This is a genomic window from Rahnella sp. PAMC25617 (assembly GCF_050606005.1).
In the GTDB taxonomy this organism is placed as follows: domain Bacteria; phylum Pseudomonadota; class Gammaproteobacteria; order Enterobacterales; family Enterobacteriaceae; genus Rahnella; species Rahnella variigena.
Map to the genome: position 1 here is coordinate 272,913 of NZ_JBOCUM010000017.1, position 19,798 is coordinate 292,710.

A 19,798-nucleotide genomic window follows, 5' to 3' on the forward strand; every position below is an offset into this window, starting at 1 on the left:
GTATATCTATACGCGACATAGGAGGGATGCAGTTGCCTGGGATGGGGGAGGGTGTAAACAGTAAAGGGGTGAAAGACAAACGTATGGCAAAAAATTAATCTGAGATTAGATAGTAAAGACTCCAATCTTTTGATAATACTACTGTTACGACGCAAAATAATGCTAATTTTTAGATTCAGTTTTTAAGGATTAATATGGAAATTATTGATGAAATTCTTGAAATAGCAAAAAAATTAGATCTTTCTTCAGCTAATGAAGCAGAGACTAGGCTGAAGGTAATAGACCGAGTGTTGTTCGAAGTGCTCAAATGGACGCATGAGGACATTTCGGTTGAACAACGAGTGAGTGAAGATGGTAAAACTACCTTTGCAGATTATAAAGTTAAAACTGCAAGTACAGCTTTTATAATTGAAGCCAAAAAAATAGGGGAATCATTTGAGACTCAACAATTTGATCGCAGATTAAAACTCAATAATAATCACTTGGTTGGTGCATTTGGTGATGCAATTATTCAGGCTCGTGATTATTGTAGAAAATTGAGTATTCAATTCGCTGTTGTGACGAATGGTAGTCAATGGGTTATATTCCCTGCTAATCGTACCGACCAAGTGGCATTCAATTCATCATATGCAATTGTATTTAATAGCCTTGAAAGCGCTTTGAAAACTGATTACACAGATTTCTATGATTTACTTTCCCGTAAGGCTGTAATCAATTCAAGCTTAGAAGTTGTTTTGTTAGGTAATAGAGATGACCAAATTGAGGAGAGAAGACTTAAAAATACTGTAAGAAAAACAATCTCCTATGATGTAAAAAACCCTATATATCCGTTAATAGAAGAAGCAATAATTACATCTTTCTCGGATACTATCACGGAGATGGATCCTTCTCTTTTTGCAAAATGTTATGTTAACTCACCAGATAGAATGAAGTTTGATCGTAGAATTAATATGCACATCTCTAAAAGTCAGCATCTTTTTAGTGCACAACCTGTAAGACCAATGCAAAAAAGGGATGCAAACGTATTCAAAAATTCATTAATAAATGCTAAGAGGAATGCAAAACCTTTGGCGATAATAATCCTTGGAACTGTTGGGGCAGGGAAAACAACTTTCTTACACTATACTCGTACTGTGAGCGCTGCGAGTTTTTTTGAGAAAAAGGAAAGACAGCCTTATCCTCATTGGATTAGAGTTGATTTTCTCAAATACACGGATGATGTAACGCCAGTTGATTTTTTATATAAAGAAATAAGATCTTATGTAGTTAATGATGATTTTTTTGGTGATTATGATCTCTGTATATCAAATGCTTATATGGATGAAATAAACTTTATAAAAAGAGGACCCGCCTTTTTAATATCTAAAGATACTGATAAAGTTAATGAATTGATTACAAATAAAATTACTAAAGATTTTGAAGAGGTGAAACCGTATGTTGATTGTCTTTTAGCATATGCATCTGCAAACACATCGGTATTTATAGTTGTAGATAACGTGGACCAATTGGGTGAAAGTATTCAGTCGCAGATATTTAGTAACTGTGTGGCTTTCTCACAGCGATTAAAATGTAATTTGGTCATTTCGTTGAGGAATTCGACATATGTTGAGCATAGAAATTCGGCAGCATTCAATGCTTATGATTTCGATCCAATTTTAATTGAACCACCAAAAGTTGAATCAGTTCTTTCAAAAAGATTCTTTTTAGCCAAAAATATTTTAGACGGAGAAAGCGGTTCTTTTGAGTCTGAAAATGGCATAAGATTTAGTGTGGATAATTTGGCTGATATGATTAGCCTTGTTCAAAGTTCAGTTCTTGGCACAGAAATTGGCAGTCTTCTAGAGGTTCTTGCGGCGGGCGATATCAGGAATGCTTTAAGAATGACTAGAGAGTTTATTGAGCATGGCTATACAAATCCTAGTAAAGCGATGCGGATTTATAAAGAGCATGGGGCATATGTGTTACCAAGGCATGAAGCGCTAAGAGCAATATTGTTAGGCAATCAGGCAATATATTCTGAAGCATATTCATTAGTTGGAAATCCCTTTGATGCACGTCAAGGTAAGACCAACTTCCAGTTATTAAGGCTATTTGTACTATCCGCCCTTGTACAATACAGTTCCGACCCTGCATTTCAATATGTTGATGGAATTGATATTAGAAAAAACTTACGTAAAATTGGAGTTGGAGATGAAGTTACGTTAAGCATTTTGAGAGATTTATGTAAGTTAAGATTTATAAATACCGCAGCACATGATTCTGCGGCATTTAAATCAAGTTATTTCCCTACAAGACTAGGTGGGTATATAACGAAAGATTTGATTGCAAACTTCATGTTTGTAGAATGTACGATGATGGATACATTTATTGCTAATGAAGATGTATGGGAAAAACTCAAAAGTTACGAGAGATTAATAAATAACTCTTCTCATGATGTTGTAAAAAGAATTGAGCACAGAATCGAGAGAGCTATTTGCTTTTACGATTACATGATTAGCTTATATTCTCCAATACTAGAAGAAGCTAGTCGGAGAACTTTATCTAAAGAATGGCGAACCAATCCTCTGACCGAGGCAAGAGCTGAATTGATGGAGAATCTTGAAAAAGCTAGGAATTCAGCGGTGCGTAACTACGGTAACTAAATGAAAAAGCCACGTTTTTCAACGTGGCTCCTCAAGGTTAGTAGAAGGTACTTCTCAAAGCTTGGACGTGCATTATAGCGATAAATCTAGCGGGTTAAAAGTGGTTATTATGATGTAAATACTGTTTAAATATACATTCATTGATGGCACAACAACTTCCTATTAAGACATAAGCATTAGTTATTGAAGATTTTTAATAAGGTAACCTTAACAATCAAAATTAGAGTGCAGCCACATTTATAGTTGCGTCTCAGCATAATTTTAATAATTTTCTATCACTGTGATTAATAACAACTTTCTTAGGCTGGACGGGGTGTATTGCAACATTACAGTCTTCAATCTTTTCAATATCACGTTGAAATTTATTAAGTTTTAGCTTGTACATGGGATTGTGGCGCAACTGCAACTGCAACTGCAACTGCAACTGCAACTGCAACCGCGCTCATGCTCATGACGGCAGTTTCTGTCCAGTCAATAACTCGTAGATTCTCAGAAGTAGACGCTGTAGCTGCGCTTTCAGACGGGCTTTCATACCTATTGGAAGCCTGTTTCTTTTCACCTAACCCACAGTTATTGACAGGACTCCGAGGCGCGCCGGAGGCGCTTTTTGCGGTCAAAACCTCAGAATCAACGGCAGAAGCAACGATGCGCCATTGAGTTGTACGTGTTTCATATACATGTGATTCGCCGAGATGGGGCGCGAAAATGCCCACAACCTTTTTCACTTCTTCATCGTATGCATTCAGCTCACTAGCAACGCGACGTGCTACGCGCACCGTCTGATCTTCACGAGGAACATTAGCGCCGCCCTGGGCAGTCATGTACGCCATAAAGTCACCGATATCAGCAGCAGCGCGAACGGCTTCTACTTCTTCGTCAAAAGTTTCAGTCAGACTGATGGAACGTATACGACGACACTCACGGTAGGAACCCATGGTTGGTAAGCCGATGGGATGAAACTGCGGTATACGCCATGTTGCAGCCCAAGCAGTAACAGCAGCAGCGGAGTCCGTCAGAAGCTCGCCAGTCTCGTGGTCGCGTTCGCCTTCCAGTGCATAACCATCGATGTTCTTCGCGATGTACTTAGCAATGTAGCCAGCGGCACCGCCGCGATTCAGGTGTTTACAGTCAAAGCGGTTTTTAGCTGCGCCGCGTTCGTCACCGTCTTCTTTCATGGCGTATTTACGCATGATATCTATTACCCGCTGACGCATAGCGGGCTTTGTGAATAACATCATGTGCCAGTGTGGGGTCGCGTCGTGGTGAGGCTCTACTACGCGCATCCCATAAACGGACAGGCCACTGTCTTTGAACGCGGTGCGCATTTTGCTCCAGATCCCGCAAAGATAACGCTGCGCATCTTTCGGCGTGTAGGCCTCTTTGTCCCAAGCATGATTTCGCTGAACGCGCTTGTTATCACCTTTACCCACCATGCGGGTCGGGTGAAATTTAGAAGGGGTGGTGATGGTCAGAAACATCCCGACGTCACCATTCGCGGCCGCATATTTTTCGGTGCCGGCGATAGTGCTCATCAGCTCCATGCGGCGGATTTCAGGGTTTGAAATACTCGCCATGACTTTATCGATCAAACTGATACGCTCGCCGGTTTCGACATTCTCCAGGTCGCGGCTTTTTAGATAGTCCAGATTCGACAGTCGGCGGGAACGAACTTCACGGATAGCCTGCTTACTGGCATAGGGAGACGCGTCACGGTTAACCTTGCCGATTGCGATCAGCAATGACTCACGCCAGCGGGTACGTTGGCCTTTCAACTGGCTTAACCACCAGTCAGGATTTACCAGCCGAGACATGCCCGCAATGGCAGACGTTGCATCAAGCTTGCCTTTAGTGAATTTTGTCCAATACAAAGGGCTAATGTTGAAGGCACGCGACATTCCTGCAATACCACGATACAGAGCGCACTGCGTATCAGACTGAAGAAGCACCGCGTAATCTCCATCATTTTCAGCCAATAGCTGATCGCAACGGTCTTCATAAATACTCTTCAACTGTCCGGCAATGCTCTGTGTGAAACGACGCAGTGGTTTGTCGCCCATGCCTGGTAACTGGTGATAAACATCGGCCTCGGAGATGAATTTCATGGAGGCATTGATATTCATTGCATGGGCTTTATTTACTGCATCGACACGCGGCAGGATGCTGCGCCCAAGGGTATAAACCAGATATTTATTGGCTGCATGAATGCCCTGGGTTTTGAGCAAGTACTTATGGCGGCCAGTGAAAATTTCTTGCAGGTCTTTAGAGAGGTTTTTTACTTTGATTAAAACCGCTTGCCCCTGATCGTATTCATCACGAGTAAGCGGTCTCGGCCTTTCTTGGGGGACGATTGGGGCTAGGGGTTTATTCCAGGGGAACGCCCAAACATCGGGCGTTTCAGTCTGAGAAGTAAAGCGATTGTTCTGCATTACAAACCGTCTTTGATATCAATGATCAGATAGCCAGCATTGATGCCAGCCAGAATGAGCAATGCCATCGAGAACAAAATCATTTACTCTCTCGGTAATGCTTAGCGTTTAGCTCACTGATTTCCTTGCAATAGACACACAGCTCAACGCCAGGCAGAGCTGCGCGGCGTTCTTCAGGAATAGGGCGGTCACAGTCGAGGCAATACATGGAGGAAGCGCCCGTAGTGCTTATGCGGGCAGCTTGAATTTGTGACTCTAAGATCAGGTCCGCTCGTTCTTGGGCAGCGTCAATAACATCAGCCATTAATGAAATTCTCCCGCTTCGTTTTGGATGCGGGTAGCCTCAATGCGTAAAGCTTCGGCAGCTTCAGTGCCGGTCATTGCCTGCTTGATGATGAAACATGCGATAGCCTCAAGACGTGCAGCGAATACGGCTGCACGATTTAAACGTTCATCAAAACGAGCTTCATTTATGATTTCTTCCATTATCCAATCCTGTTTTTGGGCAAAAGAATGCCCGGCGGGTTGAACGCCAATTAAATTTCAGATGTATTAATGTTCTATGTTGAGAACTGAGTCGGTTTCACTAATAAAGGCCGGAAGCGCGTTGCCAAACTCAATGAGTGAGTTAAGTGCTTCAATGACCTTTATTCTTTCACTGTGTGCCAATTCAAAGAAACGCATATTAATATGGCGACTCTTCAACCCAGCATGAAAGCAGATCAATTTGCGCATGGTTGGCGTACTTTCATCAAACGTTTCCTGCGCAATATTTTTCTGGCTGGTCAGCATTTTTCGGATCCCGATAATATGCTGAAAACAGGCCTCTCTTTTTTCCTTCGGGATACTTTCCGAATAGCTCAATGTTTGCGATTGCATAGACACCTCAACCAAAGGAGCGTTTGTAGAAGGGCTTCCGGCTTGAACCGGTTGAATACATTTGCGGTTTAGCTGGATTCCAGCGTTTGCCACCTGGTAGCTCAATCCAGCCATGTCCAAAACTGCGGGAAGGGCTTTGTCTTTTCAGCAGTGGTGCAATTGAAATAACCATTTTCCACTCCTTAACGTGGCTCACCCAAACCCAACCACATCAGCCAACCGTCGCGAATCTCTTTTGGACGCTTTTCAAATGCTAATTTCATGCCTGCATTCCATGCTGGAATGTAGATCCAATTCTCTGCTCGAGCCGTAGGATTTTCAGGGTTACGCATTTCGACTACTGGCAGTTTGCCAGCCTCAATCATTGCCTTAACGGCAGCGGGAGTTTTGCCAATTGATTTGGCAAATTCCGTATAAGGCAGGACATCCGACACACTTACGATTTGTTTGCTCATCTGCTAACCTTTCTCAGATCTCGACAACTGCTTAGAGTCGCTTAACGACACTTACAGATGTTTAGATAATGTTGAATTCAAATATCGTGTACATCTAATTATTAGAGGATCTTGAAAACATGTCAAGCTCGATAGCAGAGAAGATTGGACTCATCAGAGAATCCGAAAGGATTAACCGTAAGCAATTTGCGGAGTTAACAGGGGTTCCATACAGCTCTTTGACATACTACGAAAGCGGGAGATCTGTTCCCCCGACGGACGTCACTATGAAAATTTTGGCGCATCCAAAGTTCACAAAATACACAATGTGGTTCATGACTGATCAAATTTCCCCTGAAGCCGGACAGATCGCGCCGGTTCTCGCACACTTTGGGCAGGACGAAACAACGTCGTCCCACTCCGACAAAAAGACTGGTTAACGCTACATTTCGACTTTTTACGTTTTATAGAATCACAGAGTCTTTGCAGTACCCACGATTTCGGAGGGCTTCAATATGTCGATTAAGAAGCTCGATGATGGTCGTTATGAAGTGGACATCAGACCGCAGGGGCGCAACGGAAAGCGCTTCCGGCGTAGGTTCGACAAGAAACATGAAGCAGCCGCCTACGAAAAATATGTAGCGGTGAATTATCACGACAAAGAATGGCTATCTAAACCGGCAGACAAGCGACCGTTATCCGAGTTGATAGAATTGTGGTGGCTCTATCACGGGCAGAACGTGAAACACGGCAAGCTAGACAAAGCCAAACTGGAATTCATCTGCAACCTGATGGATGACCCGTGTTCTTTCCAAATTGATAGCCTGGCTATTACAAAATTTAAGTCTTTGAGATTGGCGAAGGGCGTTAAGGCAACGACGGTAAACCGCAATTTGATGTTGCTGAGTGGTCTGTTTACTTACCTGAACGAAGCAGGTTTATTCCACGCTGAAAATCCGTTGCATGGCGTAACGTTGCTAAAAGGGCAGCTATCATCCATGACTTTTATGTCTGCTGATGAAATTGAGAAGTTGCTGTCTGTTTTGGAAGGGGACAATAAGAGGATTGCGATCCTGAGCTTGAGTACAGGAGGCCGCTGGGGAGAAATAAGCAGTTTGAAGGTGGAGAATGTCATTAATAACCGAGTGACTTTTCTCAATACCAAAAACGGCAAACCCAGAACAGTCCCGATCTCAGACGAGGTATGTAAGGTAGTCAAAAATCTGAAGTCTGGATTACTTTTTCCTGATGCCGATTATTTGACCTTCCGGCTGCTATTGAAATCGGTGAAACCAGACTTACCGAAAGGGCAATCATTGCATGTGCTGCGACATACATTTGCGACACATTTTATGATGAACGGCGGGAACATAATCACCCTGCAAAGAATTCTCGGACACGCGAATATCAACCAGACAATGGTCTATGCTCACTTCGCTCCGGACTTCCTGCAGGACGCAATTTCCTTTAATCCATTGAGGGGGAAAGCGGGGCTGGAGTGTCCACATAGTGTCCACACCTAAGCATCTTTATAGGGCTTACAGCTGCTTAAAGTATTTGTAACTCATTGATTTATAGTGATCGCGTTGTAAGTGCAGGAAAAATAAATGGTAAAAAAGGCACATTTTTGTGCCTTTTGTTTTTTGAAATTCGGTAGAGTAGTGCGGCTTGTTATTGCGGGTCGCCGTTCAGCAAGGCGGAGACGCCCTGACGGTAGCGCTGTTCCAGCGTTTCGCGGCTGGTAGCGTCAACTTCCAGGTTGCGCAGTCGTCCGTCCAGAATGCCGTAAACCCAGCCGTGCAGTGTGACTTTCTGGCCGCGTTTCCAGGCCGATTGCATCACCGTGGAGTGACCGAGGTTGTAGACTTGCTCGACCACATTCAGTTCGCACAATTTATCGAGACGTTTTTCTGGCGACAGTTCGCCCAGCAGGGAACTGTGTTTGTACCAGATGTCCCGGATATGCAACAACCAGTTATTGATCAAACCCAGTTCAGGGTTTTCAACCGCCGCCTGCACACCGCCACAGCCGTAGTGACCGCAGATAATCACGTGTTCGACTTCCAGCACGTCGATAGCATATTGCACAACGGACAGGCAGTTAAGGTCGGTGTGGATGACCAGATTGGCGACGTTACGGTGAACGAAAAGTTCGCCCGGCTCCAGGCCAGTCAGTCGCTCGGCGGGGACACGGCTATCGGAACAGCCAATCCACAAGAAACGGGGTTTTTGAGACTGGGAAAGGCGTTCAAAGAAACCAGGATCTTCGTCAATCATGGTTTTAGACCAGGCTGCGTTGTTACTGATGAGTCTTTCTATGTCATTCATGGAGGTCAATAGCCTGTAACGAGCTCACTGCGATGGGGTAATATAGGGCAATGCCCCGACTTTTCAAACAGATTCGGCATCTCCACTTACTCATTCCTACAACAGGGTTTTCACAAGAAGGTACGCTCCCTTTATGAATTATGCATTGGAACTGGAAAAGTTAACCAAAACTTACGCCGGTGGTGTACAGGCTTTGCGTGGAATCGATCTGCGCGTCGAAGCTGGCGATTTTTATGCCCTGCTTGGGCCGAACGGTGCGGGTAAATCCACCACCATTGGTATCATCAGTTCACTGGTCAACAAAACTGCCGGCAAAGTGCAGGTGTTTGGCTATGACATTGATAAAGATATTGTGAATGCTAAACGCCAGTTAGGTCTGGTGCCGCAGGAATTCAACTTCAACCCGTTTGAAACCGTCATGCAAGTGGTGGTTAATCAGGCTGGTTATTACGGCGTGCCACGTCCGCTGGCACTGCAACGTGCGGAAAAATATCTGACGCAGCTGGATTTATGGGGCAAGCGCAACGAGCGTTCGCGCATGCTCTCCGGCGGGATGAAACGTCGTCTGATGATCGCCCGTGCGCTGATGCACGAGCCGAAACTGCTGATCCTTGATGAACCGACGGCGGGCGTGGATATCGAACTGCGCCGCTCCATGTGGGGCTTCCTGAAAGAGCTGAACGCGCAGGGCACCACTATCATTCTGACCACACACTATCTGGAAGAAGCGGAAATGCTGTGCCGTAATATCGGCATTATTCAGGGCGGCCAGCTGGTGGAAAACACCAGTATGAAAGAGCTGTTGTCGAAGCTGAAATCCGAAACGTTCATTCTGGATTTAGGCGCGAAAAGCCCGCTGCCGGTGCTCGAAGGCTACCGCAGTCAGCTGACGGACACGTCAACGCTGGAAGTGGAAGTCATGCGCGAGCAGGGACTGAATTCCCTGTTCAGCCAGCTGAGCAAGCAGGGTGTGCAGGTATTAAGTATGCGTAACAAGGCGAACCGTCTGGAAGAGCTGTTTGTCACGCTGGTGAACGGCAGTGAGGAAAAGAAATAATGTCGCAATTGTACTGGGTGGCACTCAAAAGTATCTGGATGAAAGAGATCAACCGTTTTGGCCGGATCTGGATCCAAACACTGGTTCCGCCGGTCATCACCATGACCTTGTATTTCATCATCTTTGGTAACCTGATCGGTTCACAGATCGGCAGCATGCACGGCTTCACCTATATGCAGTTTATCGTGCCGGGGCTGATCATGATGGCGGTGATCACTAACTCCTACGCCAACGTGGCGTCGTCGTTCTTCAGCGCTAAATTCCAGCGCAACATTGAAGAACTGCTGGTCGCGCCGGTGCCAACGCACGTGGTGATCGCCGGTTATGTCGGCGGCGGCGTGGCGCGTGGGATCTGCGTGGGGATCCTGGTCACGGCGATCTCGTTGTTCTTCGTCCCGCTGGTCATCCACTCCTGGTGGATCATCGCGCTGACCTTATTGCTGACTGCGATCCTGTTCTCGCTGGGCGGTTTACTGAACGCGGTGTTTGCGACAACGTTTGACGATATCAGTCTGATCCCGACGTTCGTGCTGACGCCGCTGACCTATCTTGGCGGCGTGTTCTACTCGCTGTCGTTGTTGCCGCCAATCTGGCAGGCGGTTTCCAAGCTGAACCCGATCGTCTACATGATCAGCGGTTTCCGCTACGGTTTCCTGGGGATTTCAGACGTGCCGCTGGTGTTTACCATGAGCGTGCTGGTGGCGTTTATTGCAGTGTTTTATTTGCTGGCGTGGTACTTGATCGAGCGCGGGCGTGGTCTTAGAAGTTAATCCCCTTCATCCTTCGAGTTGCCTCTGCGTTGGCTGCTTTCGTGAACCCCGGTCACATACTAATGTATGCTCCCGGGGATTCACTCAATTGCCGCCTTGATGCAACTCGAATGATTTTGGGGATTCAGATTTCTTATGACTCTTTATCAGTTACTCAGAGAATCAGGCCACCTGAACCGGCACGGCTTTGGCGGTGCGTTTCAGCTGGTTTTCACCCTCGAAATAGGCCACTTTCGGTTTGTGCTGGCGGGCCTGTTCATCTGACATCTGCACATAAGAACAGATGATCAGCAGGTCGCCGACGCAGGCACAACGGGCTGCCGCACCGTTCACCGAAATAATCCGCGAACCGCGTTCTGCCGCGATGGCGTAAGTCGAGAAACGCTGACCGTTAGCAACGTTATAAATATCAATTGCTTCGTATTCCAGAATGCCTGAGGCATCAAGAAAATCCTGATCGATGGCGCAGGAGCCTTCGTAATGCAAATCTGCCTGAGTGACGTGAACCCGGTGCAGTTTGCCTTGCAGCATTGTACGTACCATTGCTTGTGACCCTTCGTGCGTAAAAAGTCTGGGGATCCGCCGGGCGGACAGTCTAAAAGTCCGAAGTTTCCGGCGGCCAACATAGTTGTTCATTTGACCTGCGCTGTCTACTGCGTCAGATCAACTTCCTGATTATCAATCAGTCGCGCTTTACCCAGCCAGGCCGCCATCAGGATCACCGCAGAGGTGCTGTCGACGGATAATTCCTGTAAGGTTTTTGCATCACGGATAAACAGTTCATCCGGTGTGAAACCCGCTTCGCGAAGCTGTTGCGCGGTTTCCTGCAACATTTCGTCGGTATGACGTTCACCCTGGCTCAGACGTTGTGCCAGCGCGTTCATGATCTTGTTCAGCTGAGGCGCGATTTTACGTTCATCGGCAGTCAGATAACCGTTACGGGAACTGAGCGCCAGACCGTCTTTGGCACGCACAATCGGCACGCCGACAATCTCAATGTCGTATCCCATATCTTCCACCATCGTGCGCAGCAGTGCCAGTTGCTGGAAGTCCTTTTGCCCGAAACAGGCGACCTGTGGTTGCACCAGATTGAACAGTTTACTGACGATGGTTGAGACGCCACGAAAATGTCCCGGACGGCTCGCGCCTTCCAGAATGGTGGAAATCACCGGCACATCTACCTGAGTCTGGGTCGCCAGACCTTTCGGATACACTTCAGCAGGCGACGGGGCGAATACCAGATCCACGCCGCGCTTATTCAGCTTCTCGCAGTCTTCCTGCAAGGTACGCGGGTAACGTTCAAGATCATCCGCGCGCTCGAACTGCATCGGGTTGACGAAAATACTCACCACCACCACGTCGCCACGCGCTTTGGCTTCTTCCACCAGCGTCATGTGGCCTTCGTGCAGGTTGCCCATCGTCGGCACCAGTGCGATGCGTTTGTTATTCTTACGAAAATCACGGATTTCGCGACGCAGCAGCGCCACGCTGTCAATTATCAACACCAGCCTTCTCCCGCTTATTTAAAGGAATGTTCTTCGCCCGGATACACGCCTTGCGCGACCTGATCGACATACAAACGCACTGCGCCACGAATATCGCCCGCTTCGCTGAGGAAGTCTTTGGCGAATTTAGGCGTATGGCCGCCGGTGATGCCAAATGCGTCATGCATTACCAGAATCTGTCCATCAGTCACATTGCCCGCGCCAATGCCGATCACCGGAATGCTCAGTTCTTCGGTCACGCGGCGGGCCAGTTCGACCGGAACACATTCCAGCACCAGCAACTGCGCACCGGCTTCTTCGAGCATCATCGCATCTTTGATCAGCTGATTGGCGGCGACTTCATCGCGTCCCTGAACTTTGTAGCCACCGAAAATGTTCACCGACTGCGGCGTCAGCCCCAGATGGCCACACACTGGCACGGCGCGTTCGGTCAGCATTCTGACCGTATCACACAGCCAGCTGCCGCCTTCGAGTTTGACCATATTGCCGCCCGCGCGCATCAGCACGGCAGCGCTTTGAAACGCCTGTTCAGGCGTGGCGTAACTCATGAACGGCAGGTCAGCCAGCAATAACGCGTGAGGCGCGCCACGGCGCACGCAGCGGGTGTGGTAAGCAATCTCTTCGACCGTCACCGGCAGCGTGGAATCCTGCCCCTGAACGACCATGCCCAGCGAGTCGCCGATCAGCATCACAGAGATGCCTTGTTCAGCGAACAGTTGCGCGAAACTGGCGTCATACGCGGTAATGGTCGCAAATTTATGTTTTTCCTGCTTCCATTGGCGAAGCTGGCTCAGCGTTGTTGGTTTCATGAACACGTTCCTTTGAATAATTCATCGGATGAATATGATGCCGGTATTCTACTGTATGAGTGGAAAGTCAGACAGCACGATCACTCGCAGAGACGTTGATCCCGCTCTTAAGAAGTGATTAAGAAGCGTCAGCTATAATGGCAAAAACGGAGGGAACCATGCGAATTCTATTAGTTGAAGACGATAAGATGATCGGCGACGGTATCAAAGCCGGGCTGACAAAATTAGGTTTTACACTGGACTGGTTTACCGACGGCGTGACGGGCAAAGCCGCGCTCGACAGCGCGCCTTACGATGCGGTGATCCTCGATTTAAGCCTGCCGGGCATGGACGGAATGGATCTGTTGCGCGAATGGCGTAAGGCCGGACGCGATACGCCGGTGCTGATCCTTACCGCCCGTGATGCGCTTGAGCAGCGCGTCGGTGGCCTTCAGGCCGGTGCTGATGATTATCTGTGTAAGCCTTTTGCGCTGGTGGAAGTCGCCGCGCGCCTGCAGGCACTGATCCGCCGTCGTCACGGCGTAGTGACGCCAAAAGTCATTCATGGCGCGATAGAATTTGATCCCGCTGCCCGCAGCGTGATGCTTAACGGAGAAGCGGTGACACTGACTCCGCGTGAGGTCGCGGTACTGGAGCTGTTTCTCAACAACAAAGGCCGCGTGCTGGCGCGTACGCTCATCCAGGAAAAACTCTACAACTGGGACGATGAGGTCAGCAGCAACGCCGTGGAAGTGCATATTCACCATCTGCGCAGCAAACTCGGCAAAGGCTTTATCCGCACCGTGCATGGCGTGGGCTATACGCTGGGCGATGAGATTAAAGCGGATGATGGAGGGGAGGCGTGAAGCGGGTGAAGAAACTGAAAAACCTCAGTCTGCGCCTGCGTCTGATCCTGCTTTTCTCGATACTGGCGCTGCTGACCTGGATGATTGCCAGCGGCGTGGCGTGGCATCAGACCCGCAAACACATCAATGAAGTTTTCGATACCCAGCAAATGCTGTTCGCCAAACGTCTTGCCGCCACGGGACTGGGCGATCGCCTGAATCTCTCAAAAGATGCCGAACTGCCGGATACAAAAAAAATGGTGCGCAAAGGGTCACGCGGTCATACCGATGATGATGCGCTGACCTTTGCTATTTTTAACCTTCACGGGCAAATGCTGCTTAATGATGGCGAAAACGGCAAACGCATTCGCTTCGATGGTGATACGCAGGGCTTTGTCGATGCGGAACTGAGAGGGGACAGCGATACCTGGCGGATGGTCTGGCTGACGTCGCCGGACGGCCAGTATCGCGTGGCCGTCGGGCAGGAATATGATTATCGCAATGATATGGCCTGGAGTCTGGTCAGCGGACAACTGACGCCGTGGCTGGGCTCGCTGCCGGTACTGTTACTGGCGCTGATTGTGATGGTTACGCTGGAATTGCGTCCGCTGCGTCGCGTGGCGCAAGGATTACGTCAGCGTTCGCCGGAAGATTCCACGCCGATAGTCACGGACTCTCTGCCCGGAGAAGTGCTGCCGCTGGCGAATGCGCTGAATTCTCTGTTTGCCCGTACCGGTGAAATGTTGGTACGCGAACGCCGGTTCACTTCGGATGCCGCCCACGAGCTGCGCAGTCCGCTGGCGGCGTTACGGGTGCAAACGGAAGTGGTGCAGCTTTCCGGCGATGACGCCCAAATGCGTGAACATGCGCTGGAAAATCTGACCACCAGCATCGATCGCGCCACACGGCTGGTGGATCAGTTACTGACGCTCTCAAGGCTGGAAAGTTTCACCGCGCCTGAAGAGCTGGAACGTATCGACTGGCCTTCGCTGGTCGCCCAAAGTCTGGCGGAACAGGATTACCGCGCGCACGGCAAAGGTATCGAATTACGTTTTGAAGAGCAGGGCGTTCCGCCTGAAATGCGGGGCCAGTCGCTGCTGCTCTCGCTGATGGTGCGCAATCTGCTGGATAACGCCATCCGTTACTCGCCGCCCGGAACCTGCGTGACGGTGCGACTGAATACGAGGGGCATGACGGTTGAAGATCAGGGGCCGGGGATCAGCGATGAACATCTGGCAAGGCTCGGCGAGCGTTTTTACCGGCCACCGGGACAGGAACAAACCGGCAGCGGTCTGGGGATTTCGATCGTACAGAGGATCGCGCAGTTACATCAGCTGAAAGTTGTCTATGAGAACAAAGCAGAAGGGGGATTGATGGTACGGGTAAGCCGCTGAGCGACTTACCATGTAGTCAGGCCGTTGAGCGGAACGCGTGCGAGCAGGCTTTGCAGCGTTTCGCCATCCGGAAACACCAGATCCGGCGCCAGATCGGCCAGCGGATACAGCATAAACTCGCGGTTTTTCATATCGTAATGCGGCACTGTTAAACGCTCGGTATTGATCACCTGATCGCCATAGATCAGCATATCGAGATCTAACGTCCGCGGTCCCCAGCGTTCGGCTTTGCGAACGCGTCCCTGATTTTGCTCGATCCCTTGCGTGCAATCGAGCAACTCTTCCGGCGGCAGCAGCGTATCGAGCGCCACCACTGCATTCAGATAATCAGGTTGATCTTGTGGCCCCAGCGGTTTACTGCGGTAAAACGGCGATGCGGCCACAAAGCGGGTGCGCGGCAAATGTGCCAGCGCCTCCAGCGCACAATTTACCTGGTCAAGCGGACGGGCAAGATTACTGCCCAGAGCCAGGTAAACGCGGATCATTGACCGCCATCCTTACGCGGAGCCCGTTTACGCGGACGGCGCGGACGCGCACGGCGTGCCGGTGTCGCATCGTCACCGAGCGTACCCAGCATACTTTTTTGTGATGCCGGTGTGGCTTCCTGGAACTCGCCCCACCACTGCGCCAGACTTTGCAGTTCGCGGTGTTGTTCGACTTCAGCACGCAGCACCAGTAAATCATAAGCCGCGCGGAATTTAGGATGTTCCATCAGCTTGTGCGCGCGTTTACCCTGACGACGTGACAGGCGCAGTTGCAGCGCCCAGATGTCACGCACCAGCGTGGTAATACGTTTCGGAATCGCCAGCGTACGGCACTGCTCGTCGAGCACGTCGTTCATTGCCAGCGCGAAGGCATCGTAATATGTGAGACCGCCTTCCTGCGCCAGCTTCTGTGCATGCTCAATCACCGGATACCACAGCATTGCCGCAAACAGGAACGCCGGATTGACGCGCTGATCGTTATGCAGACGGTGGTCGGTATTTTTCAGCACCTGGATCAGAATGTGTTCCATCGGGCTGTCGCCTTGCTCAGTAAACTGGCGGGCAATCAGCGGGAACAAAGGCTGGAACAGCTGGTATTCACAAAGCTTTTTGTATGTCTCGTAGCCGTAACCGGCCTGCAAGAGCTTCAGGGATTCTTCGAACAGACGCGCTGGCGGAATTTCCTGCAACAGCGTAGCCAGACGCGGGATCGGCTCGGCGGTTTCCGGGCTGATCTTCATGTTCAGTTTGGCGGCGAAACGCACGGCGCGCAGCATACGGACCGGATCTTCGCGGTAACGGGTTTCCGGATCACCAATCAGACGAATGATGCCGTTTTCCAGGTCGCGCAGACCGCCGGTGTAATCGCGAACGGTAAAGTCAGCAACGCCGTAATACAAACTGTTGATGGTGAAGTCACGGCGCTGGGCGTCGTCTTCGATGGTGCCGAAAATGTTATCGCGCAGCAGCATGCCGTTGACCGCCTGCTGGGACACGTTTTTATCGTCGGTTTCTTCGTGCTGTTCGTGGTGACCACGGAAGGTGGCGACTTCGATGATTTCCGGGCCAAACATCACGTGAGCCAGACGGAAACGACGACCGACCAGACGGCAGTTGCGGAACAGTTTACGCACCTGATCCGGCGTGGCGTTGGTGGTGATATCGAAGTCTTTTGGTTTTTTATCCAGCAGCAAATCGCGCACGCCACCGCCGACCAGGAAGGCTTCAAAGCCAGACTTGTTCAGACGGTAAAGGACTTTCAGGGCATTTTCGCTGATATCACGACGAGAAATATTGTGCTCATCGCGGGGGATAATGGTCATCGCACGGGTTTCACCGGCGTAATCAAATGACGGACGCGGTTTCTGTACGTGTTCGACAGAAGGACGCGGAGCGCGAGGTTCGTTACGCGAGTCATTACGGTCAGTACGCTGATCGTGATGACGATCGCCACGGGAATCGCTGCGTTCGCCACGAGGCTGATAAGGGGAAGAAGAGCGGCGGTTGTTATTATTGCGGCGGTCGCCCCGGTTGGCGTTGTCATCCCGACGGCCGCGATTTTCACGGCGTTGTTCGTTGTCACGACGTTCAGGATTTGTTGCCTTCACATTGCCTTCGGCCACAGGAGACGGATCACGACGGGGATTTTCCTCGCGATTAGGTTCTCCATGAAGCGCGGCTTCGTCATGAACAGCCTTTTCTTCACGAACGACTTTATCTTCACGAACTAGCACCTTACGGCAAAAATTGGCTACTCGGGTAAAAATGGTACACCTCGATAGTGACTGAAAAAATTGGCGTGACGCAAAAACAGCGGCTAATCATAGCTCACAGTAGCCGCTTTGAGAATGCCGATGTCACATCTGCGCAGCATTAGCGCACCTGATGCGGGATATCAGCTGTCGTCCACTGTGCTGTCGCCCAGCGTAATAATAAAGGCAAAGTGTAATCCTGCCAGTTTTCCGGCAGCCTTTGGCCTAAAAATTTCAGTGCGTTAATGATAACCGGACGGGGATCGCCTTCCGGCAACGCGGGCGCGTGATTCTGCTTGGAAAGCTTATCGCCATTTTCATTGAGCGCCAGCGGTAAATGCAGATATCCGGGCTGCGGATAACCTAAATGCCGGTATAGGGAAATCTGGCGCACCGTCGGTTCAATCAGATCTGCGCCGCGCACGATGTGATTTACACCCTGAAAATGGTCATCTACTACCACCGCCAGATTATAGGCAAACAGCCCGTCGCGGCGGCGGATAATAAAGTCTTCTTCAGCGAGTTTCGCGCTGGCGTGCAAATGTCCCTGAAAATCATCATCAAAACCGTACACCGGCAGGGTCTGACGCAGGCGGATGGCGGCATTTTCTGCACCCAAATTTAAATCACGGCAATGGCCGTCGTAAGTTCCGCCGGTTTGCGAAATACGCTGGCGGGTACAGGTGCAGTAATAGCTTTTTTGCTGCTGGTACAGCCAGTCCAGCGCGGCACGATAGGCGTCATGACGTTTTGACTGCCAGACAACCTCGCCATCCCACTCCAGTCCGTAGCGTTCGAGCGTGGCTAAAATGCGGTCAGCGGAGCTCGGAATTTCACGCGGCGGGTCGATATCGTCGATGCGCACTAACCATTTGCCGTTTTGCGAACGGGCGTGCAAATAGCTGCCAAGCGCGGCAATCAGAGAACCGAAATGAAGGTCACCGGAAGGTGAGGGGGCGAAACGGCCAGTGTAGTGTTGTTCTTGCGGCATAAAAGTGGGGTACGGCGTTAAAAGGGAACGCGGTGCATGACGCACCGCGTGGGACCCGAAACTTAGCCAGCCATCTGCTTTTCGCGGATTTCTGCCAGAGTCTTACAGTCGATACACAAATCAGCGGTAGGACGGGCTTCAAGACGGCGGATGCCAATCTCAACGCCACAGGAATCACAATATCCGAAATCCTGGTCTTCCACTTTTTTCAGTGTTTTTTCAATCTTTTTAATCAGCTTACGTTCACGGTCACGGTTACGCAGTTCCAGGCTGAACTCTTCTTCCTGTGTCGCCCGGTCAGCCGGGTCAGGGAAGTTAGCTGCCTCTTCCTGCATGTGTGAAACGGTACGATCTACTTCATCCCTGAGCTGATTGCGCCATGCTTCAAGAATCTTTTTGAAGTGAGCCAGCTGAGCGTCGTTCATGTACTCTTCGCCCGGCTTCTCTTGATACGGCTGCACCCCAGCGATAGCGAGAATGCTCAAGGACGACGTCTTACGGGTTTGGCCTTCTTGCATGATGCTTCTCCTACATAACACGCACTATGTTCATCCGCTTTTTATGCCGCATATGACTGCAACATGCAGGCTTCGAACATTTCGATCCCCAACGGGGGAAAAAATCAGGCCGCTATAAATAACAGAAGGCAACGAGGTTGGCAATTATTCCTCGCAGGTGCTTGACAAGCCTGTGAGGAAAAGCGTATTCGCGACCTGTTTTTTATGCCGCCGACAGGTAATTACAGGGTTATCCGAACTCTTTTTATTGACTGACTGATGTCGTCACCAGCGGTAATCTCTCTGTGAGGCGGATACCCTCAGCAGAAAGTTCGGCACCGTAGCACATCACCTCAACACCCTTGTTTTGAACATACGTCAGTAATTCGGTATAACGCGGATCAATATGGTGTGCTGCGGACACGCTTTCAATGCCTGAATGTAAAACAGCGAAGAAAAGTACCGCCCGCTGCCCCTGTTCTGCCATCGACTGTAACTCGCGTAAATGCTTCTGACCGCGCAGTGTGACTGCATCGGGAAAGAATCCCCGTCCCTCTTGCAGCAACGTGACAGATTTCACTTCAATATAGCAGTCAGGTTGATTTTCTGCCTGTAACATCAAGTCTATACGGCTATTTTCGGTGCCGTATTTTACTTCTGATGTGAGTTTACTGTAACCGGATAATTCCGGTATGCGTTGCGCCATAATGGCTTCGCGTACCAGCTGATTGGCCCGCAGCGTATTGACGCAAATCCAGTGATTTTGCTGTGTTTCCGTCAGTTCCCAACTGTGCGGATATTTGCGTTTGAGATTGTCGGACGTGGAATACCAGACGGTGTCGCCGGGTGTCGCGCAACCGGTCATCGCGCCGGTATTAGCGCAGTGCAGGGTCAGTTCGGTGCCATCGGGCGTGATCACGTCGGCGAGAAACCGTTTGTAACGTTTAATGAGAGTGGCAGATTGAAGCGCAGGCTCGAAATGCATGAGGGTTTCCGTGTGAAATAC

At 49.7% G+C, this 19,798-nt stretch carries 21 protein-coding genes and 1 pseudogene; 7 read left to right on the forward strand and 15 right to left on the reverse strand.

The window, feature by feature from the left end; genetic code table 11:
* Nucleotides 1-194: 194 nt before the first annotated feature.
* Nucleotides 195-2,642 carry a hypothetical protein gene (locus ACM615_RS20415; protein WP_431012430.1) on the forward strand — a complete coding sequence of 816 codons (2,448 nt, stop codon included), beginning with the start codon at nucleotides 195-197 and terminating at the stop codon, nucleotides 2,640-2,642.
* Nucleotides 2,643-3,007: 365 nt separating this feature from the next.
* On the opposite strand, the gene ACM615_RS20420 is transcribed toward ACM615_RS20415, so the two are convergent.
* From ACM615_RS20420 to ACM615_RS20445, 6 genes are all read right to left on the reverse strand, one after another.
* Complete coding sequence (locus tag ACM615_RS20420) at nucleotides 3,008-5,068, reverse strand: replication endonuclease (RefSeq protein ID WP_431012431.1); 2,061 nt, start codon at nucleotides 5,066-5,068, stop codon at nucleotides 3,008-3,010.
* A gap of 79 nt (nucleotides 5,069-5,147) precedes the next feature.
* Nucleotides 5,148-5,372: a TraR/DksA family transcriptional regulator gene (locus ACM615_RS20425; RefSeq protein ID WP_431012432.1), complete on the reverse strand. Its 225-nt coding sequence runs from the start codon at nucleotides 5,370-5,372 to the stop codon at nucleotides 5,148-5,150.
* On the reverse strand, nucleotides 5,372-5,554 hold the full coding sequence (locus tag ACM615_RS20430; RefSeq protein WP_431012433.1) for a DUF2732 family protein: 183 nt from the start codon (nucleotides 5,552-5,554) through the stop codon (nucleotides 5,372-5,374). Before ACM615_RS20430 ends, ACM615_RS20425 begins: the two co-directional genes overlap by 1 nt.
* A 66-nt stretch (nucleotides 5,555-5,620) precedes the next feature.
* Nucleotides 5,621-5,947 (reverse strand): hypothetical protein, encoded by a 327-nt coding sequence (locus ACM615_RS20435; RefSeq protein WP_223509138.1) that lies wholly within the window; start codon nucleotides 5,945-5,947, stop codon nucleotides 5,621-5,623.
* 7 nt (nucleotides 5,948-5,954) lie between these two features.
* The gene (locus ACM615_RS20440) at nucleotides 5,955-6,119 is read right to left on the reverse strand and encodes a phage filamentation protein Fil family protein (protein WP_431012434.1); all 165 of its coding nucleotides are present in this window, start codon (nucleotides 6,117-6,119) and stop codon (nucleotides 5,955-5,957) included.
* Between the two features lie 10 nt (nucleotides 6,120-6,129).
* Nucleotides 6,130-6,402 (reverse strand): Cox family DNA-binding protein, encoded by a 273-nt coding sequence (locus ACM615_RS20445; protein WP_431012435.1) that lies wholly within the window; start codon nucleotides 6,400-6,402, stop codon nucleotides 6,130-6,132.
* Between the two features lie 119 nt (nucleotides 6,403-6,521).
* On the opposite strand from ACM615_RS20445, the gene ACM615_RS20450 reads away from it, so the two are divergent.
* Together ACM615_RS20450 and ACM615_RS20455 are read left to right on the forward strand one after the other, a co-directional pair.
* The gene (locus tag ACM615_RS20450; RefSeq protein WP_259229342.1) at nucleotides 6,522-6,821 is read left to right on the forward strand and encodes a helix-turn-helix domain-containing protein; all 300 of its coding nucleotides are present in this window, start codon (nucleotides 6,522-6,524) and stop codon (nucleotides 6,819-6,821) included.
* A 75-nt stretch (nucleotides 6,822-6,896) separates the two neighbouring features.
* A complete protein-coding gene (locus ACM615_RS20455; RefSeq protein WP_431012436.1) occupies nucleotides 6,897-7,904 on the forward strand; it encodes a phage integrase in 1,008 nt (335 codons plus the stop codon).
* A 148-nt stretch (nucleotides 7,905-8,052) separates the two neighbouring features.
* On the opposite strand, the gene can is transcribed toward ACM615_RS20455, so the two are convergent.
* Nucleotides 8,053-8,709 carry a carbonate dehydratase gene (can, locus tag ACM615_RS20460; RefSeq protein WP_037033385.1) on the reverse strand — a complete coding sequence of 219 codons (657 nt, stop codon included), beginning with the start codon at nucleotides 8,707-8,709 and terminating at the stop codon, nucleotides 8,053-8,055.
* Nucleotides 8,710-8,842: 133 nt separating this feature from the next.
* Between can and ACM615_RS20465 the strand changes: the two genes are divergently transcribed.
* The gene (locus tag ACM615_RS20465) at nucleotides 8,843-9,766 is read left to right on the forward strand and encodes an ABC transporter ATP-binding protein (protein WP_112286855.1); all 924 of its coding nucleotides are present in this window, start codon (nucleotides 8,843-8,845) and stop codon (nucleotides 9,764-9,766) included.
* The gene (locus ACM615_RS20470) at nucleotides 9,766-10,536 is read left to right on the forward strand and encodes an ABC transporter permease (RefSeq protein ID WP_095924696.1); all 771 of its coding nucleotides are present in this window, start codon (nucleotides 9,766-9,768) and stop codon (nucleotides 10,534-10,536) included. The genes ACM615_RS20465 and ACM615_RS20470 overlap by 1 nt, the downstream gene beginning before the upstream one ends.
* Nucleotides 10,537-10,698: 162 nt before the next feature.
* On the opposite strand, the gene panD is transcribed toward ACM615_RS20470, so the two are convergent.
* From panD to panB, 3 genes are all read right to left on the reverse strand, one after another.
* A complete protein-coding gene (gene panD, locus ACM615_RS20475) occupies nucleotides 10,699-11,079 on the reverse strand; it encodes an aspartate 1-decarboxylase (RefSeq protein WP_112287801.1) in 381 nt (126 codons plus the stop codon).
* Nucleotides 11,080-11,186: 107 nt separating this feature from the next.
* Nucleotides 11,187-12,041: a pantoate--beta-alanine ligase gene (gene panC / locus ACM615_RS20480; RefSeq protein ID WP_113876381.1), complete on the reverse strand. Its 855-nt coding sequence runs from the start codon at nucleotides 12,039-12,041 to the stop codon at nucleotides 11,187-11,189.
* 14 nt (nucleotides 12,042-12,055) lie between these two features.
* On the reverse strand, nucleotides 12,056-12,850 hold the full coding sequence (panB, locus tag ACM615_RS20485) for a 3-methyl-2-oxobutanoate hydroxymethyltransferase (RefSeq protein ID WP_431012437.1): 795 nt from the start codon (nucleotides 12,848-12,850) through the stop codon (nucleotides 12,056-12,058).
* 158 nt (nucleotides 12,851-13,008) lie between these two features.
* Here panB and qseB point away from each other — a divergent pair, with 158 nt between their 5' ends.
* Both qseB and qseC read left to right on the forward strand, forming a co-directional pair.
* Complete coding sequence (gene qseB / locus ACM615_RS20490; RefSeq protein ID WP_112287804.1) at nucleotides 13,009-13,695, forward strand: quorum sensing response regulator transcription factor QseB; 687 nt, start codon at nucleotides 13,009-13,011, stop codon at nucleotides 13,693-13,695.
* A gap of 14 nt (nucleotides 13,696-13,709) precedes the next feature.
* The gene (qseC, locus tag ACM615_RS20495) at nucleotides 13,710-15,068 is read left to right on the forward strand and encodes a quorum sensing histidine kinase QseC (protein WP_431012475.1); all 1,359 of its coding nucleotides are present in this window, start codon (nucleotides 13,710-13,712) and stop codon (nucleotides 15,066-15,068) included.
* Between the two features lie 5 nt (nucleotides 15,069-15,073).
* On the opposite strand, the gene folK is transcribed toward qseC, so the two are convergent.
* The 5 genes and pseudogenes from folK to sfsA all read right to left on the reverse strand — a co-directional run bounded on the left by folK (nucleotide 15,074) and on the right by sfsA (nucleotide 19,777).
* Nucleotides 15,074-15,553, reverse strand: coding sequence for a 2-amino-4-hydroxy-6-hydroxymethyldihydropteridine diphosphokinase (gene folK, locus ACM615_RS20500; protein WP_112287806.1), 480 nt, complete (start codon nucleotides 15,551-15,553; stop codon nucleotides 15,074-15,076).
* Nucleotides 15,550-16,951, reverse strand: a pseudogene (pcnB, locus tag ACM615_RS20505) (polynucleotide adenylyltransferase PcnB); the annotation flags it as partial. The gene folK and the pseudogene pcnB, both read right to left, overlap by 4 nt.
* A 474-nt stretch (nucleotides 16,952-17,425) precedes the next feature.
* The gene (gene gluQRS, locus ACM615_RS20510) at nucleotides 17,426-18,295 is read right to left on the reverse strand and encodes a tRNA glutamyl-Q(34) synthetase GluQRS (protein WP_431012438.1); all 870 of its coding nucleotides are present in this window, start codon (nucleotides 18,293-18,295) and stop codon (nucleotides 17,426-17,428) included.
* A 62-nt stretch (nucleotides 18,296-18,357) separates the two neighbouring features.
* Nucleotides 18,358-18,813, reverse strand: a complete 456-nt coding sequence (dksA, locus tag ACM615_RS20515; protein ID WP_112287808.1) for an RNA polymerase-binding protein DksA — start codon at nucleotides 18,811-18,813, stop codon at nucleotides 18,358-18,360.
* A gap of 244 nt (nucleotides 18,814-19,057) precedes the next feature.
* The gene (gene sfsA / locus ACM615_RS20520) at nucleotides 19,058-19,777 is read right to left on the reverse strand and encodes a DNA/RNA nuclease SfsA (RefSeq protein WP_112287809.1); all 720 of its coding nucleotides are present in this window, start codon (nucleotides 19,775-19,777) and stop codon (nucleotides 19,058-19,060) included.
* Nucleotides 19,778-19,798 lie beyond the last annotated feature (21 nt).